At 40.6% G+C, this 16,167-nt stretch carries 18 protein-coding genes; 3 read left to right on the forward strand and 15 right to left on the reverse strand.

Going from position 1 to position 16,167, the window contains the following annotated elements; genetic code table 11:
* Positions 1–2: 2 nt before the first annotated feature.
* From QQK06_RS02105 to htpG, 3 genes are all read right to left on the reverse strand, one after another.
* Complete coding sequence (locus QQK06_RS02105; protein WP_284242920.1) at positions 3–398, reverse strand: MAPEG family protein; 396 nt, start codon at positions 396–398, stop codon at positions 3–5.
* Positions 399–507: 109 nt separating this feature from the next.
* Entirely contained in the window at positions 508–1,152 is a 645-nt protein-coding gene (adk, locus tag QQK06_RS02110) for an adenylate kinase (protein ID WP_284242921.1), read from the reverse strand.
* A gap of 245 nt (positions 1,153–1,397) precedes the next feature.
* Positions 1,398–3,359, reverse strand: a complete 1,962-nt coding sequence (gene htpG, locus QQK06_RS02115) for a molecular chaperone HtpG (RefSeq protein ID WP_284242923.1) — start codon at positions 3,357–3,359, stop codon at positions 1,398–1,400.
* A 381-nt stretch (positions 3,360–3,740) separates the two neighbouring features.
* Between htpG and QQK06_RS02120 the strand changes: the two genes are divergently transcribed.
* Positions 3,741–4,028: a GNAT family N-acetyltransferase gene (locus QQK06_RS02120; protein ID WP_284242924.1), complete on the forward strand. Its 288-nt coding sequence runs from the start codon at positions 3,741–3,743 to the stop codon at positions 4,026–4,028.
* 163 nt (positions 4,029–4,191) lie between these two features.
* Here QQK06_RS02120 and QQK06_RS02125 read toward each other — a convergent pair whose 3' ends face one another.
* The 11 genes from QQK06_RS02125 to recR all read right to left on the reverse strand — a co-directional run bounded on the left by QQK06_RS02125 (position 4,192) and on the right by recR (position 13,255).
* Positions 4,192–4,893, reverse strand: a complete 702-nt coding sequence (locus tag QQK06_RS02125; protein ID WP_284242925.1) for a hypothetical protein — start codon at positions 4,891–4,893, stop codon at positions 4,192–4,194.
* Complete coding sequence (locus QQK06_RS02130) at positions 4,890–5,696, reverse strand: hypothetical protein (RefSeq protein WP_284242926.1); 807 nt, start codon at positions 5,694–5,696, stop codon at positions 4,890–4,892. The genes QQK06_RS02125 and QQK06_RS02130 overlap by 4 nt, the downstream gene beginning before the upstream one ends.
* Positions 5,686–6,045: a cupredoxin domain-containing protein gene (locus QQK06_RS02135; RefSeq protein ID WP_284242927.1), complete on the reverse strand. Its 360-nt coding sequence runs from the start codon at positions 6,043–6,045 to the stop codon at positions 5,686–5,688. The genes QQK06_RS02130 and QQK06_RS02135 overlap by 11 nt, the downstream gene beginning before the upstream one ends.
* A 1-nt stretch (position 6,046) precedes the next feature.
* The gene (locus QQK06_RS02140; RefSeq protein WP_284242928.1) at positions 6,047–7,378 is read right to left on the reverse strand and encodes a sensor histidine kinase; all 1,332 of its coding nucleotides are present in this window, start codon (positions 7,376–7,378) and stop codon (positions 6,047–6,049) included.
* Positions 7,379–8,038, reverse strand: coding sequence for a response regulator (locus QQK06_RS02145; RefSeq protein ID WP_284242929.1), 660 nt, complete (start codon positions 8,036–8,038; stop codon positions 7,379–7,381).
* A gap of 45 nt (positions 8,039–8,083) precedes the next feature.
* Complete coding sequence (locus QQK06_RS02150) at positions 8,084–8,755, reverse strand: tetratricopeptide repeat protein (RefSeq protein ID WP_284242930.1); 672 nt, start codon at positions 8,753–8,755, stop codon at positions 8,084–8,086.
* Entirely contained in the window at positions 8,739–9,578 is an 840-nt protein-coding gene (locus QQK06_RS02155) for an SDR family oxidoreductase (protein WP_284242931.1), read from the reverse strand. Before QQK06_RS02155 ends, QQK06_RS02150 begins: the two co-directional genes overlap by 17 nt.
* An 8-nt stretch (positions 9,579–9,586) precedes the next feature.
* A complete protein-coding gene (locus QQK06_RS02160; RefSeq protein WP_284242932.1) occupies positions 9,587–10,258 on the reverse strand; it encodes an iron-containing redox enzyme family protein in 672 nt (223 codons plus the stop codon).
* A gap of 33 nt (positions 10,259–10,291) precedes the next feature.
* A complete protein-coding gene (locus QQK06_RS02165; RefSeq protein WP_284242933.1) occupies positions 10,292–11,761 on the reverse strand; it encodes an AMP-binding protein in 1,470 nt (489 codons plus the stop codon).
* Between the two features lie 4 nt (positions 11,762–11,765).
* Positions 11,766–12,476 (reverse strand): thermostable hemolysin, encoded by a 711-nt coding sequence (locus QQK06_RS02170; RefSeq protein ID WP_284242934.1) that lies wholly within the window; start codon positions 12,474–12,476, stop codon positions 11,766–11,768.
* A gap of 173 nt (positions 12,477–12,649) precedes the next feature.
* Positions 12,650–13,255: a recombination mediator RecR gene (recR, locus tag QQK06_RS02175; protein ID WP_284242935.1), complete on the reverse strand. Its 606-nt coding sequence runs from the start codon at positions 13,253–13,255 to the stop codon at positions 12,650–12,652.
* Positions 13,256–13,438: 183 nt separating this feature from the next.
* Between recR and QQK06_RS02180 the strand changes: the two genes are divergently transcribed.
* Complete coding sequence (locus QQK06_RS02180) at positions 13,439–14,488, forward strand: HD domain-containing phosphohydrolase (RefSeq protein ID WP_284242936.1); 1,050 nt, start codon at positions 13,439–13,441, stop codon at positions 14,486–14,488.
* Positions 14,457–15,083 (forward strand): uracil-DNA glycosylase family protein, encoded by a 627-nt coding sequence (locus tag QQK06_RS02185; protein WP_284242938.1) that lies wholly within the window; start codon positions 14,457–14,459, stop codon positions 15,081–15,083. The genes QQK06_RS02180 and QQK06_RS02185 overlap by 32 nt, the downstream gene beginning before the upstream one ends.
* On the opposite strand, the gene QQK06_RS02190 is transcribed toward QQK06_RS02185, so the two are convergent.
* Positions 15,073–15,981 carry a DUF2785 domain-containing protein gene (locus tag QQK06_RS02190; RefSeq protein ID WP_284242939.1) on the reverse strand — a complete coding sequence of 303 codons (909 nt, stop codon included), beginning with the start codon at positions 15,979–15,981 and terminating at the stop codon, positions 15,073–15,075. The two genes, QQK06_RS02185 and QQK06_RS02190, sit on opposite strands and share 11 nt — an antisense overlap.
* Between the last annotated feature and the right edge of the window lie 186 nt (positions 15,982–16,167).

Raw genomic sequence — 16,167 nt, forward strand, 5'->3', positions numbered from 1 at the left:
CGTTATGCAAACAGAAACAGTCGAATATTTTCAAGCGCTAGTACTATTATCGATAGAAAACTAACAATCATGCCCCAGCTGCGAAAACTGGTGACTCCCTGAGACTTGGTAATACCAATACTATGTATGATCCGGCTAATAAAAAAAGCGGCTCCAACAAAATGAATAATCATTGGATGACTGCCATTTAATTCAGCACAGGCAAGTAACAATATAACGATCGGTGTGTATTCGGCAAAGTTACCATGCACTCTAATTGCTCTTGCTAATGCCCCCTGGCCACCGTCGCCAATACCAACTTTAAAATGGGTGCGTAATTTAACAACTTTTAGTGCCAATACGACATAAAGCAATCCCAATAAAGATAAATAAAGACCAGTAATTGATAATTGTGCCATGCGGTTCCTCAATTAATAGCAGGCAAAACCTGCGTTCAAATTAACACGAGCGCAGACAATAAAAAAGGCTTGCAGATGCAAGCCTTTAATATTTATTTCTTTTTAGCAACTAGCCAAGTTTTTCCGCTATCAGCGTACTGACTTGTTCAACCGGTTGTGTGCCGTCAATGGTTAAATATTGACAAGCGCCCGCCTGTGCTTCCGCTTTATAGTAATCAACCAATGGCTTTGTTTGCTCGTGATAGATGCTTAAACGCTTACGTACGGTTGCTTCTTCATCATCAGGACGAATAGATAACTCTTCGCCTGTTTCATCGTCTTTACCTTCCACTTTGGGTGGATTATAGACTACATGATAAACACGGCCAGAACCGGCATGTACACGGCGCCCTGCCATACGTTCGACAATCACTTCATCCGGTACATCAAATTCGATAACGCTATCAACAGCAACACCGTTTTCTTTCATTGCATCCGCTTGTGGAATAGTACGAGGAAAGCCATCCAATAAAAAGCCGCCCTGGCAATCGTCCTGAGCGATACGCTCTTTAACGAGGCCAATGATCAGTTCGTCAGAAACTAACTGGCCAGCGTCCATTACTGCTTTCGCTTTTTTGCCTAACTCAGTACCCGCTTTAATTGCTGCTCGTAACATATCACCAGTAGAAATTTGTGGAATGCCATATTTAGCCATTAAAAATTGTGCTTGAGTGCCTTTACCAGCGCCCGGAGCACCTAAAAGAATAATGCGCATATTGTCTCGCCTTTCTATTTTATATACTAATTTGGCTGTTAAACTGTGCTAAAGATGTTGAAAAATTCAACCGCCAAATGAGTAGCTGTAATTCGTAATTTAAGGTGCCACACTATACCTAGTCACAACTTGGCAAACAAGTCACATTTATGAACATCTAACAAAAAAGGGGCAAAAAGCCCCTTTTTTCTACTAAAGTCTAATTAAACCGAGGTTTAAATAGTGACTTTTTTCAGCTAACAATATTATTTTGTTAAGCTCAGCATCAATTGGTTCAAACGTGCAACAAAGCTTGCCGGATCTTTTAAGCTGCCACGTTCTGCTAATGTTGCTTGTTCAAATAACACGTCAACCCATTGTTTGAATTTATCATCATCTTGCTCATCGGCAACATGTTTAACTAATTCGTGCTCACCATTGATCTCAAAAATTGGTTTAGATTCAGGAACATCCTGACCAACCGATGCCATCAATTTTTGCATCTGAATACTCATGTCATCATCAGCGGTGACAATAACCGCAGGTGAATCTGTTAAACGGCTTGATAGTTTTACGTCTTTAACTTTATCGCCTAACGCTTCTTTCATCCGTTTGACGACAGTATCGAATTCTTGCTCAAGTTTTTCTTGCGCTTCTTTCGATTCTTCATCTTCCATCTCACCTAAGTCTAAACCGCCTCGAGCAACAGATTGCAACTGCTTGCCGTCAAACTCAGTTAAATGACTGACTAACCATTCATCAATACGGTCAGACATTAGTAACACTTCAATGCCTTTCTTACGGAATACTTCTAAATGCGGGCTGTTTTTCGCTGCTTCAAAGCTATCAGCAACCACATAGTAAATTTTATCCTGACCTTCTTTCATCCGCTCGATGTAGTCAGTCAATGATACATTTTGCTCAGGCGTATCTTCATGCGTTGATGCAAAACGTAACAGTTTTCCAATCGCTTCTTTATTAGCAAAATCTTCTGCCGGACCTTCTTTTAGTACTTGACCAAATTCATTCCAGAATGTTTGATATTGCTCTTTGTCCTTATTACCTAATTTTTCAAGCATTTTAAGTACACGTTTAGTACAACCTTTACGAATTGCTTGTGTCACTTTATTGTCTTGTAAAATTTCACGCGATACGTTTAGCGGTAAATCATTAGAATCTAATAAACCTTTAACGAAACGCAGGTAAGTTGGCATAAACTGTTCAGCATCATCCATAATAAAAACGCGTTGCACGTACAGTTTTAAACCATGTTGTTTTTCACGATTATATAAATCAAACGGTGCCTTGCTTGGAATGTAAAGCAATGATGTATACTCTGTTTTACCTTCTACCTTGTTGTGTTCCCACAATAATGGATCGGCAAAATCGTGTGAAACATGCTTATAGAATTCTTTATACTCTTCTTCACTAACATCAGCTTTTTCACGCGTCCAAAGCGCTGTTGCTTTGTTAACCGCTTCCCATTTAGCAGGTATCGCATCACGTGCTTCAACCGCAGGGGTAGTCACATTACCCTCTTCGTCTTTCACTTCTTCTTGTGCTTCAACCGCAGGTACTTCAGGTGTTAACATTTCAACCGCTACGGAAATATGATCTGAATATTTAGTGACGATTGATTTTAAGCGCCAGTCATCAGCAAACTCTTTTTCATCTTCTTTTAAATGAAGAATAATGTCGGTACCACGATTGGCTTTTTCAATTTTTGAGGTGGTGAATTCACCTTCCCCTTCACTTTGCCACTCCACCCCTTCTGAGGCTGGTACGCCAGCAGCTCGAGAGCGTACGGTCACTTTATCAGCAACGATAAACGCAGAGTAAAAACCAACACCAAACTGACCAATTAATTGTGAGTCAGCCGCTTGATCTCCCGACAGCTTAGAGAAAAATTCCGCAGTACCAGATTTAGCAATAGTACCTAAATGCTCAACGATTTGGTCATGAGTCATACCAATACCGTTATCAGAGATAGTGACAGTATTCGCGTCTTTATCTGCGCTAACACGAACACGTAAATCACCATCGCCTTCAAATAAATCAGCATTTGATAATGCCTGAAAACGTAATTTATCCGACGCATCAGCAGCATTGGATACTAATTCACGTAAGAAAATTTCTTTATTGGAATAAAGTGAGTGAATCATTAATTGAAGTAATTGTTTTACTTCAGTTTGAAAGCCATGAACTTCTTTTTGACCTGTCTCAGACATCTGAGCCATCTCCTATCTGAATATCTTAAAATTACGAATTGATAAGGTAAAACCTTAGGATAAATAGAAATATGGGGATAACAGATCTGAATTCAAGCGCAATTAGGCTTCAAATAATAAATTTTTAATCTTTTACTTAAATTTTCTCTATTAGCAACACTGTTTGTTGATCGCAGTATGACTCTCGGCAGGTGTTGGTATCACAGCTTCCAAAAATAACATTTTCATGGCTTCGCGCCAATTTGTAAAGAATACTCCCAAGCAATAGCCGGACTTGATTCTAAATATAAAAACAAAATAGATGATAGATATTTTACTAGCACTGATTTACCCGCTCGCAGAAAGCGACAATATAAAGCACGTATCAATTAGCAAAAAGCAGTGATTAACCAACATTCTCTCCAAGCCCCCATTGCGTTTGCCAAACTAATCACCTGCAATAATATCATTGCCGGATTTGTCATTCATAGCTGGAAATTTGCCACTTTTTTTGGTACCAGAGAACTATTTATGCAGGCGATTTATATTAAATCTGAATTTCGCCGACAAGGCATTGCTGCTAAAGCACTTGGACAACTTGCACAGTTCACTTTAACGTCAGGTTGCTCCAGAATGGAATGGTATGTAATGGATGACAACTCCACAGGTATAAAATTTTACGACACGTGAGGTGCAAGCACGCTAACACAGACTAAAGTAAAACGCTTTTCAAAGTCCGCAATAGAAAAGCTCGCGACCGTCGCTAATACGTCAGTAACTTACTTAGCTAGGCTGCCACCCAAAATAACTAACATATTAAACACTTGTAAATCTTTAGCTGTGCCCTTAACGTTTAAAACTCATATTCTATGGCAAAACGTAAGGTATGATCTTTTCCTGACTGGGTGATTTCGCTAATAAATGCCGCTTCCCATTTCAACTGTTTTTGTCCTTTATATCGATGTATCCCTTGAAACGCAGGACCTATGCCTAGAAAATCTTCCCCCGCATAAAGTTCAATCGCTGGCTGTAACATTGGTGTATATCGATACCTTAGTTTGATACGGGCTTCACTTTCCCACTCATTTTCGCGAGTATGCCCCCATTCATAGATAGCAAATAAGTTGACCGTTAAACTGGTTTTGCCAAACTCTTTTTCAACAAGTAAACCTGTAGCTACTTCCCAGTTATCGTTGATATGCTCTTTTTCTACTTCAAACAGCAGGCCCCAATCCGCCCAATACTGCCCCTGATCGGTTAACATCCAGCGAGTTTCAAATTCATAACCTGCCAAACCAAAATCATCAGTATCAAGTTCACGCTCACCTAACAAATAGAGCTCAACCGTAACATACTCAGACATCGAGTAACCATAACCCAGCCGCTGCCCTAACTGATTACCTTTCGTATCAGACTGTCTTGACATAAAACGCCACTCAACTCGCTGCTCTTGTGGCAACAAATGAGGGGAATAAACTTTATCAACCACTACCCCATCCGCAATAGATTGAAATGAAATCGTTAACACAGCCCAGATAAAAATTAATTGCTTCATCTGTTATCTACCTTACCTACACTGACATCCGCCACTTTGTTAAACGAATACTTACCCATAATAAATTTACCCAGATAAAAAAGGGCTATCGCACTTAGATAAATGATGAGATAGCTCATTGATGGCGTTGCTTCATAGCCTATTAACGCTTGAAAAACATGGCCATACTCAGAACTGTCTTCTATTAACCAACCACTGTTCCATAACGCGGAACTGTCACTGAGCAAGTCTACCTGCGACAATAAATGCACCATTTGCGCCACCAGTCCAGCGAGAAAGCATGCCCACAGTGCCTGCCAGTAGATGCGATAATGATTATTCGCCAGCCAGCGTAAGAGAAAGAACAATAAGATACTAAAGCTCAGGCCGATACCAGCAGCAACCAACACCCCAAGTAATAGACTCATTTCATTGGTGCTGCGATTAATATAACCATTAAAGTAAATTAAAAAGTAAGTGCCTTTAATAATGAACTGACAAGATAAACCAATAAAAAGTCCTATGTAGGTCATTAGCTGATGTTGACCACCGTGCAACGAGCTGACACTAGCATAAAGTAAAGCAAAATATGAACTTAACATTAGCGCAGCAAAGGCTAGTTCCAACCCTGCTCCCTGAAAATTCTCGCTAAAATATGGGGCTAATTCAAAAAATATAATACCGCCGATAATGCTGATCATCAGCACAGCAATAACGCGCTTAAATGAGATAAACGAAGGGTTGATACAGGCCATTATCCAAACCAATAAAATAGCCAGTGGCAATAAGTCTCTTAACACCAATATAACCGTATTAATCAGCATCAGAGTCCCCTTTTACTATCACTTTTCCTGTTGCTGTATTCGGGTTATATTCACCAAAAAACTCATAATCGCCCGGTGGTAAAGGGCCAATATAAATCGTTGATTTACGTCCGGGAAAAATCACCTTTTCCCGATTCAGATCAAAACTATCAAATTCTTCAGCCTCGGCATCCTTATTAAAGATGATGAGTTTGACCTTTTTTCCTGCTGGTATCTCAATTTCTGCCGGAAAAAATAAATGATTTTCCAAGGTCAAATGAAATTCCGGGATCTCTTTTGCCCACAGCCGAATACTGTTGAGCAATAACAAGCCGGCAAACAATAAAAGAGTGCTGATATTTATTCGCATGTTAACTTCCATTGCTCTGTCGTTGTGCCCCTTGTGCTAGCGGAATAAAAACCAGCACTTTTAACCCACCTAGTACAGACTGTTCAAGTGCAATGCGACCTTGGTGCAATTCAACAATATGCTTAACAATTGACATCCCTAAACCACACCCTGTTACTCCGGTATTTTGTCTGGCCTGCTCTAAACGATAGAAACGATCGAAGATTTTTTCTCGCTCCGCCACTGCAATACCAGGCCCATTATCTTCAACTATGACACAGAGTTCTTGCCCGTTTAACTGTGTCGACAGCTTGATTTCACAGCCCTTTCCAGCATATTTATTGGCATTACTGACCAAGTTTTCAAACAAGGTTTGCAAAGAGAACTCGTCCCCTTTAACCCAATATGATTGGCTGTCTAACGACACCGTTTGTTGTTTATCTTCGATCCTAACATAGAGTTTAGCAATAACACTTTGTAAAATAGACTGGATATCAAGTGCTACAAGGCAATGATTAAAATTTTCAGGTGAGGTGCGATTAAGTGCGAGGATCTGTTCAACCACATGGGCCATACGCTCAACCCCTTGTTGTAATTCTTCAAATGAGTCTGTAGTTAAACTGTTATTTTGGTACGACGAAACTAAGTTATGAGCAGCAATATTCAAAACGCTGATCGGGGTTCTAAGTTCATGAGCGGCATCAGAGGCTAATCGTTTTTCGCGGGCAAATGACGATTTCAATCGCGCCAAAACAGAATTGATCGTATCAACGATAGGTTCAAGTTCTTTTGAGTTTTTCACCAACGCCACCGGCTCAAGTTCATCCGCCGACTTAGCTTTCAATTGTTTTGACAAATTTCTTAATGGTGACAAACTTGTCCTCACCGCCAGCAGTACCAACAAACCAATCAAAGGGATAGTGATCACAACGGGAGTAATTGAAGTCAACAGCACCCGCTCTGCAGAGACAATACGTTGATTTTGTCGTTGTGCCACCATTACCCACCGCTGAGCAAATTGCTGACAATAAACCCGCCAACGGGCACCTAAAAAATTTTTATAACCAAAGCCCTGAGTAAAGCCAGTTAATGGAATCTCAGGGCTATTGCTGGAGCGCACGACTAATTGCTGATTTTGCCAAACCTGATAAGCAAACGGTGTCTGATTTTCTTGCTTTACTACAACCTCAGTGGATTTAACGCTGGTAAGTGAATGAGCAAGGCTCACCAGTTCCTGATCTAAGATCATTTCCAGTTCACTCATTGCTGCCCGATAGCCATGCAAAGCAGCACCAAACGTTGCTAACGTAACAATGGAAATGATCAGTAAAAACAAATAACGCTGGATCGACATCTAGCGCTTACTCACGATATAACCGACACCTCGCACCGTTTTAATAAAATCTTTCGGTAACTTTTTCCTGACATGGTGAACATGCACTTCAATGGTATTACTGGCGACTTCTTCTCCCCATTCATAAAGCTTATTTTCCAGCTGCTCTTTTGACTGTATTCGGCCAATATTTTCCATCAATGATTTCACTATCATATATTCACGACGAGAAAAGCTCACTGCCTCACCATCAAGGAAAACCTGATTCGCCTTAGTATCTAAAATAACGTTATTGTGAGTAATTCGAGCACTGTCTGCGGTACCTAAGCGGCGTTCAATCACCCGTAATCGGGCAAATAACTCAGCCATGTCAAACGGCTTGACTAAGTAATCGTCCGCACCATAATCCAGCCCTTCGACTTTATCATCTGAGCTGTCTCTGGCAGTTAAAATTAAGATTGGTAGCTGTTTATATTTCGCCTTAGCTTGTTTTAACACCTGCAAACCATCCATATCTGGTAAGCCTAAATCCAAGATCACCATTTCCACCGAGCCTGCTGAAATAGCCAGCAATGCCGATTTTCCATCATGAACACAGTCGATACTATAGCCTTCTCTCCTTAGTGACTGCTGTAACCCTTGCGCTAAGGCGATATCGTCTTCTACCAATAATACTCTCATCTATGCTCTCTGTTTCTTCTCATTATTCTTTGTTATTAGGGCGTATTAATGATGTTTTTTCTTTAACTTTCTATCAATTTTAGCCATCAGTTGGGTAATTTCATAATGTCGAGATTTATCGGCAAGTGGGCGATTTTCTCTCGTTGGCGCCTGCTGCGCGCGCTCTAAAAACATTTTAGCTTTCTCATATTTGCGCTCTTCAAACCAATATTCAGACATAAAATAATTGGGATCTATTCCATCAGGGTTTAACACTAATGCCCGCTCAAGCAACTCTTTTGCTTTATCATCATCGCCAAAACCGATTGGCCAGCCAGGCACTTTATAATACAAGGTTCCTAAACTGGTATAGGCAGAACCGTCTAAGACAGTATCATTGATAGACAGCGCTTTTTCTAACGATTTTTTCGCCTTTTTAGCAAAAGACAAAGCTCCTAGCCCCCCTTTCGCCCCAGCATAACTTGATTGAATGATACCAAGCCAGACCCAATTTTCCGCATTATCTGGCTGCTGCTTCAGTGATATTTCTACTTGAGCAATCAATTGCTCAAAACCTTTAAGCTGAGCTTTATCGCTTAATTGATAATTGACCTCTGCCCATTTATGCTGAATATCTAATAACTCATTATTATCTAAACCATCAGCTTTCGCGCTAACAGCAACATTAATTAACGTAGATAACACTATAAATAATAGTGATTTATTTAACAATTTCATTTGATGACTCCTGTTGTTGATGACTCTTTTTTTGAGTCAGTGACAATTGCGGCAAGTAATGACAAATTACCTTTAATTTTTTAGCTAATGCGTTATCAACCAGTTCAGGCAAAAATCCGTTTAGTCGAGCAAAAAACTTTTCCGGCCAGCCAATACTCATCCGTTTTTGCTTTTTGGTGATAAACGTCAATAATTGTTGAGCAACATATTCCGGACTATCAACACTGTTACCTAAGGCAAAATTCATTTCATCAACATGTGCACAATTAATTGCTGTTGCGGTAGTACGCGGGGCAAAGTAGCCGACATGAACCGAACGGTTAGCCAGCTCACGTGACAGTGCCTCACTAAATCCACGTAAGCCAAACTTACTTGCGCTGTAGCTGGTAAAACAAGGAAAAGCTATCGCTCCAAATGCCGAACCTATATTAATAATACTGCCTTGATGAAACTCTATTTGAGACAGTAAGGCATGAGTTAACTGCATTGGAATGGTCAAGTTCATGGTCAGTTGTCGCGCTATTTCTTGACTATCTTGATGCTCAAATAAGCCAAATGCGCTAATGCCAGCATTGTTGATCAAGACGCTAATATCCGCGCGCTGTTTCAGCTGAGTTAATAGCTTTTGACGCTGCTCAGCAACTAATAAGTCACAGGCCAAAACTTCATGAGTACCGGTTAACTCAAGTTGAAGTTGTTTAAGTTTGTTGCTGTCTCTGCCGTGCAAAATGAGAGAGTAACCGGCATTAGCTAATCTATGGGCAATAGCTTTACCAATCCCCCCAGTTGCGCCAGTAAGTAAACACTTAGTTATTTGTGTCATTCTGCCTCCTATGCTGCTTTGGCAATACCATGTTGTGGATTTAAGGTTCTGAAAATATCGCCATATAAGACAAAGAAACGTTTGGCGGCATGAATAATCACTTGCTGTTCGTGTTCGTCATATATTTTTGCCATCAAAGACTGGAAAAACTTCACATGCTCTTGATCAAGAGCACCATGAGAGCGTAAATAACTAAAAGCCTGTTTAGGTAACTGCAATTTTTGCTCAATACTATCTGCAGCCGCATCCGCCATCGCGATACTGGTACCTTCAAGCACATGGACCATGCCGAAAAAACCTAAAGGATTCAAGCGGTTAATCATGTCGTATGCATACGCCACCATAAGCTCAGTTGCCGCAGAGGGCTGACTATGACGTGCTGTTTCCTTATCAAAACCACAATGCTGAATGTCATTTAAAATCCACTCTTGGTGACCGAGTTCTTCTTCGATGTATTCGGCAACCGCTTCTCTGAGCCACTCTTTCTCTTCAGTTAACTTAGCCCCGACATTCATTAACAATGGGACCGTATGTTTTACGTGATGATAAGCTTGGGTTAGAAATGCGACATAATCGTCCAAACAAAAACTGCCTTCCATACATTGCACTATCATAGGAGCAGATAGTAAGTATTCGCGTTCGGTTTGCGTTTCGCTAATTAATCGTTGATAAAGTGTCATATTCGGCCTCGACGTTAAATAAAAGGAATAATCTTAAGCAGCGGTTTGCTCGCTCAATGTCGGTTGTTGATAAAGTTGGTAAATTTCATTTTGGTAAAAACGAGCAATATTGGCGCGTTTCAACTTTCCGGTAGTAGTCAGTAAATTATCTAGCGGAGAAAAAGCCTGTGTTAGGCAAAGGTAGTTTTCGATCTTTGCATACTGGGGTAAGCCTTGATTTACTTGCATAATAAATTGCGCCACACTATTAGTACTAACCGCAGAGTTAACTGGTACCAGTAAAGCAACGCAGTAGGGCTGATTATCCCCTAGCACTAATACCTGGCTAAAGAGTCCACTGGCAAGTAGCTCACTTTCGAGCCATTCAGGAGAGATGTTACGACCATAAGAATTAACCAGCAGATTTTTTTTACGTCCTTGATAAAACAACTGCTTCCCTTTCATAGACATCAAGTCACCTGTAGCCACTTCTTGTGGACACCAGCTTTCAGGCTGGCCGAGATAACCAAGAAAGCAATTGCCTGTCACCACCAGTTCGTCATTTCGGATTTCTGCATTAATATGCGGTAACAGTTGACCAACGGATGCGTTATCTAACATTTGCTTCGGTGATTGCAAGCTCACAACCGAACTCACCTCTGATAGACCGTAGCCCTGATAAACGGGTAAACCAAGCTCCCTCGCTTGCGCTAATACGCTAGCAGACGTTTTACTACCACCAACGGCAATAAAGCTTAAATTTTGTGGCGCTTGCCAGCCTTGCTTACTCGCGCCAATCAGCACTAACAACAATTCAGGAACCAAGATAAAACTGTTCGGGTTACTTTGGCTGATCAGTGCTAATAACCGCTCAACTGACTGTAACTGACAACCATTAAAGCCCCGTTGGTGCTCGTTCGCTATCTTCACAATGCCACCAGCTAATAATGGCGCGTAGATACCAGCAATATTTTCCAGCAATAGCGAAAAAGGTAACAGTGATAAATGACACGGTTGCTCAATATCAATAGTTTTACGCAAGGCATTAGCCACATTGAGCTGCTGTTGATAATCTAAACAGACGCCTTTCGGTTGCCCGGTAGAACCAGAAGTAAAAGTAACTTTAGTCGTGCCCTTTGGTAACAAAGGCGTTTCAACTTGTTTAACCCTAAAAGCGTTAAGCTCACACAATGGAAAATCTATAACTTGATTGAGCCCATCACCCTGTGCTGAAATTACTAATTCAGGCTTTACCGAAGACAACACGTGTTGTTGCTGTTGCCCACTAAAAAATGTCGGTATCGGCGTTAAACAGACAGCACTTTCCTGACACGCCAAATCCACTAAAACCCAGTCAATTGAATTATCAGCAATCAGAACGACATTAGTGACTTTCTGCGCTACTAACCATGCTGACAATTCATTAACCGCGCTAATCAATTGCTGATAATTAAGCGCCCTAGACTCCTCACTGAGTGCAACAGATTTTTGTTGGTGTTGCTTAATACTATCGATTAACGACATAGCTTTACTTCCCTGTATGTTTAAAAGGTAAATGTAACGATAACGTTTGACTTAGTTGTGCGATTTCATCACTAAGCTGCTCAAACATTTTGCTATATCTAGGCGTGCGGTTAATCACCTTGACCACTTGTTGCAAATCAACCGCGACAACATTCGGATTTGTCTCGTAATAACGTCCCCAGTTGTCTTCACGATTTTGAATATACTCAGCTTTTGCCGGGCAAATAACTGTCGGCGTAATCCCGGTACTTTGAATTAAACTCAGTACCTGCTCAGTGCCAGCAAATACCATATAGCGTTGCTCGTTGATAAAAAGGGCAACTGCTGTCAGTAAAAACAAGGGTAAAGTTAACGGCTTAGCATTGCTATAAAGGTTACCGATTTCAACAATTTGACTGCGCGCTACCTGTTGTGAACTAAACAGTGTTAATGTTTCTATCGGTGCAGCTAAATATTGTTCAATAAATAATGGTTGTTGAGCGTTTCTTAGTCCTAGCGCCGCACAATGCTTACCTTTAGTAAGGGTAATAAGTTGCGGCATAAATTCAGAAAAGCAGGCTCTAAATGCTTTTTGATAGCCTTGAAGAATAAACTGTTCAACAGATTGTCTGGCTGAGTCCTGTTGAGCAACCAGCGCTACGGTAACTGGAGTTGAGGTTACTTTACGAGAGTTGTATGCACATGTTTCATTGTGTGCTGCATGGGTAGTTAACATAACTGACTCCTAAATTACGAGGTTATGTTAACTATAAAAATCCAAGCTTAAATAAAACTTAAGGTTGAGAATAAAATACGGTTTATTGCATTACTATTTAAAATCAAAAGAAAAATCAAAATGTTAAATAACTAAAAAATCGAAAAACAATCTAATCAAATAAATCTCATCCACTAAAAACTATAGTGTTTCCGTCCAGATAAGGCGTGTGACAAAGTGTTGCCATCAACATATTCCAGTTCACCGCCCACGGGCACGCCATGAGCGATACGAGAAATATTAACTTGGTATTTATTGGCAAGCTCAGCAATGAAATGCGCGGTTGCTTCTCCTTCAACCGTCGGGTTAGTCGCTAAGATCACTTCGCTAAATTGTCCCTGCCCTAATTGTTTTTCCAAAATATCTAACCCTAAATCATCCGGCCCGATACCATCAAGCGGAGATAGGTGCCCCATTAAAATAAAATATAAACCTTGATATTCACCGGTTTGTTCAATCGCAATGACGTCAGCTGGAGTTTCAACAATACATAACTGACCACGCGCCTGACGCTTTGGACTCAGACAGATATCGCAGACTTCTTGTTCGGTAAATGTACGGCATTGACGGCAGTGGCCAATGTTTTCCATCGCCTTGGCAAGCGATTCCGCCAACTTTGTACCACCAATACGATTACGCTCTAACAAATGAAAAGCCATACGCTGAGCCGATTTAGCACCGACCCCCGGTAAACATTTAAACGCATTAATCAGTTCTTGTACAAGGGGACTAAATTTCATGACAAACTTCAGTGAAAAGAAAAATTATCGCTAGTCTAACTGAGTTAACGAAGAAAATTAATCAAAAAAAGTGCCCGCGAAAATATTGTGCAAATTCCTACCTTGTGAAAAATTTCGCCTATAATGCTACTGATACTACCGCTTTATGTTACATACTTTCATTGGGTAAGGAAGATAGCGTATATGGATTTTAGCAAAGACGCCAATATCTTGATCTGTGATGATTCAATAACAAACACATTGATTTTAAAAGAATTGATCGAAAATGAGCTGGATGCCAACGTCATTTGTGTGACCGATCCTCGTAATGTCCAACCTGAGCTTGCAGAGCATACGATAGACCTAGTACTTCTTGATATTGAAATGCCCTATTTAAACGGTTTTGAGGTCATGGATATCATCAGACAATCGACCGAAGTGGATGAATTACCAATATTAATCATCACAGGCAATGAAGGTATTGATGTCCGCAATAAAGCCTTAGCCAGTGGTGCCAATGATTTTTTAAATAAACCTATCGATCAGATTGAAGTCATTTTACGCGCACGTAATTTACTGAAAATTAGAAAGAGCTATCTACTGCACAAAGAAACAAATACCGTGTTAGAACATCAAATAGAGCAACGCACTGATGAATTAAATCAATCGATTAAAGCCTTACTTCAAAGTTTGGCTGCTGCTGGTGAATTAAAAGATAATGAAACCGGAAAACACGTATTAAGAGTGGGTCAGTTCGCTCGAATTTTAGCGCAAGGTTATGGATTATCTAAAGACCTGATTCATATGATAGAACTGACCGCACCGCTGCACGACATTGGAAAAATAGGCATTCCAGACAGCATATTATTAAAACCTGCTAGTTTAACCGAACATGAGCGTGAAATAATAAAGCGTCACACTATTTATGCCCAAGATATGATCAATCACGATTCCCCCTTGATCCAAATGGCTAAATCTATCGCCGTCAGCCATCATGAAAACTGGGATGGCAGCGGCTATCCAAACGGATTAGCAGGACAATCGATTCCGATAGAAGGCCGAATTACCGCCCTTGCAGATGTTTATGATGCACTGACAACCAAACGCCCTTATAAAGAACCCTGGCCGGATCAAGAAGTACTGCATTACATTAAAGATCAGTCTGGCAAACAATTTGAACCTTTATTAGTGGAGATATTTCTTGCTAATATAGAGCAGTTTAATGCTATTAAAGAAGAATTATCCGATCATTAATACCGTCCCGATAGAATCACTGCTGGATAAAATCAGACATTGCACCCTTTGTGCATCAGAATTACCATTAGCAGCTAAACCAATTTTACAAGCCAGCAGTCAAAGCAAAATATTAATTGCCGGGCAAGCCCCTGGCAGCATCACCCACGAAAAAGGCAGGCCATTTGATGATAAAAGTGGTCAGCGGTTACGAAGCTGGCTTGGCGTCAGCTGCGCGCAATTCTATGATGCTAAGCTATTTGCCATTGTTCCTATGGGTTTTTGTTACCCGGGAAAAGGTCAATCCGGTGATTTACCCCCTATGCCTTTATGCGCAAAAACTTGGCGCGCTCAAGTACTCGCCCAGTTGCCAGACATTCAGTTAACTTTAATGCTTGGTAAATACGCGATTAACTGGCATTTACAAACGAATGCAAAAATTACCGACTTAGCACAAGATTGGCAGCGTTTACTGGCACACAATCAGTTGGTATTGCCTCACCCCAGTCCACGCAACAATTTATGGTTGAAAAAAAATCCCTGGTTCGAGCAACAAGTGCTACCGGCTTTACAGCAAAGAGTAAAGCAAATAATACCTGACCAAGTTAGCCGATAGCTTTAAGCGCCTGCTCAAGTGCCGGCATCATTGCCTGCAAGCGTTTGTGATGACTATCGCTGATTAATTGATAGAGCGCATATAAAAACTGTCTGGTATTGTGCAACTTAGCCAAGCCTTGCTGACTTTGATAAACCGCTTGCCAGTTATCAAATGGCTTAGCTTGAGAGAGTTGTTCAAGCCATGTTTGCCACTGTTCAATAGTTAACTCTTGACGCAAAAACAGATAAATCACTGGCATAGCGATACGTTTAGATTCACCGTAAATATAAAAATGGTTATTACCAGCCACCACCTGACGTTTTAACGCCGCTAGCATTTGCAGCAACTGCGCTTTGTTCATTGCCGGGTTTAATGCCAATTGCAACATCACATCAGCACTATGAGCGATGTTATGGCGCCAGCCAAATTCGCTATCAAAGCCTCGGTAATCCTCTATTTCAGTAAAATATTGTGTAATGGTGGTTACCACCTTTTGTCGCTGCGTATCACTTAAATATGGATGCTTTCGATCGACCCGTACCACTTCGGATAATACCAGCGCAGCAAACGCTTGATAAACACCATAAGGATCATTCACCTTTGCAGTTAACACCGAAGTAAGTTGCTCAAACATAGTTAAGTAGACATCGGGGGAAAAACTATTATCACGTAGCCAATGGCTGATCGCTGAATACGCAATCTCATCTCTTAATTGTGGATCTGGACTCGCCAAACAATGTAATAATTGCATAGCTAATTGTTGCTTCGCTTGCTGCTCTGTGACAACAAACCGAGCTTTTTTTAATCGCACTAACGCGTCTTTATTCCACAATGAGGACAAACAGCCTACACTCACTTTTTGCGCGTCAATGATTTCGCCTGCCGAGGTTGTTAACGAACATAACAAACTTGACAAAAAAACACTAAGTCCAAAAAACTTCTTAAGACAACCAATTTTTTTCATTACATTCAATAAATTACTTTAATTACTACAAAAAACGACGGTTAATAAAAGTCGTTTTTTTATGAAAAATTGTCGTAAACATACTATCGACAATGCTAGAGATTAACCAATATTAACAGCACATATTTACTGACAAAC

Source organism: Thalassotalea insulae (genome assembly GCF_030161395.1).
In the GTDB taxonomy this organism is placed as follows: Bacteria; Pseudomonadota; Gammaproteobacteria; order Enterobacterales; family Alteromonadaceae; genus Thalassotalea_E; species Thalassotalea_E insulae.

Coding starts and splice junctions, on each gene's coding strand:
- QQK06_RS02105 (WP_284242920.1), bottom strand. CDS start 398: ATGGCACAATTATCAATTACTGGTCTTTATTTATCTTTATTGGGATTG.
- adk (WP_284242921.1), bottom strand. CDS start 1,152: ATGCGCATTATTCTTTTAGGTGCTCCGGGCGCTGGTAAAGGCACTCAA.
- htpG (WP_284242923.1), bottom strand. CDS start 3,359: ATGTCTGAGACAGGTCAAAAAGAAGTTCATGGCTTTCAAACTGAAGTA.
- QQK06_RS02125 (WP_284242925.1), bottom strand. CDS start 4,893: ATGAAGCAATTAATTTTTATCTGGGCTGTGTTAACGATTTCATTTCAA.
- QQK06_RS02130 (WP_284242926.1), bottom strand. CDS start 5,696: ATGCTGATTAATACGGTTATATTGGTGTTAAGAGACTTATTGCCACTG.
- QQK06_RS02135 (WP_284242927.1), bottom strand. CDS start 6,045: ATGCGAATAAATATCAGCACTCTTTTATTGTTTGCCGGCTTGTTATTG.
- QQK06_RS02140 (WP_284242928.1), bottom strand. CDS start 7,378: ATGTCGATCCAGCGTTATTTGTTTTTACTGATCATTTCCATTGTTACG.
- QQK06_RS02145 (WP_284242929.1), bottom strand. CDS start 8,038: ATGAGAGTATTATTGGTAGAAGACGATATCGCCTTAGCGCAAGGGTTA.
- QQK06_RS02150 (WP_284242930.1), bottom strand. CDS start 8,755: ATGAAATTGTTAAATAAATCACTATTATTTATAGTGTTATCTACGTTA.
- QQK06_RS02155 (WP_284242931.1), bottom strand. CDS start 9,578: ATGACACAAATAACTAAGTGTTTACTTACTGGCGCAACTGGGGGGATT.
- QQK06_RS02160 (WP_284242932.1), bottom strand. CDS start 10,258: ATGACACTTTATCAACGATTAATTAGCGAAACGCAAACCGAACGCGAA.
- QQK06_RS02165 (WP_284242933.1), bottom strand. CDS start 11,761: ATGTCGTTAATCGATAGTATTAAGCAACACCAACAAAAATCTGTTGCA.
- QQK06_RS02170 (WP_284242934.1), bottom strand. CDS start 12,476: ATGTTAACTACCCATGCAGCACACAATGAAACATGTGCATACAACTCT.
- recR (WP_284242935.1), bottom strand. CDS start 13,255: ATGAAATTTAGTCCCCTTGTACAAGAACTGATTAATGCGTTTAAATGT.
- QQK06_RS02180 (WP_284242936.1), top strand. CDS start 13,439: ATGGATTTTAGCAAAGACGCCAATATCTTGATCTGTGATGATTCAATA.
- QQK06_RS02185 (WP_284242938.1), top strand. CDS start 14,457: ATGCTATTAAAGAAGAATTATCCGATCATTAATACCGTCCCGATAGAA.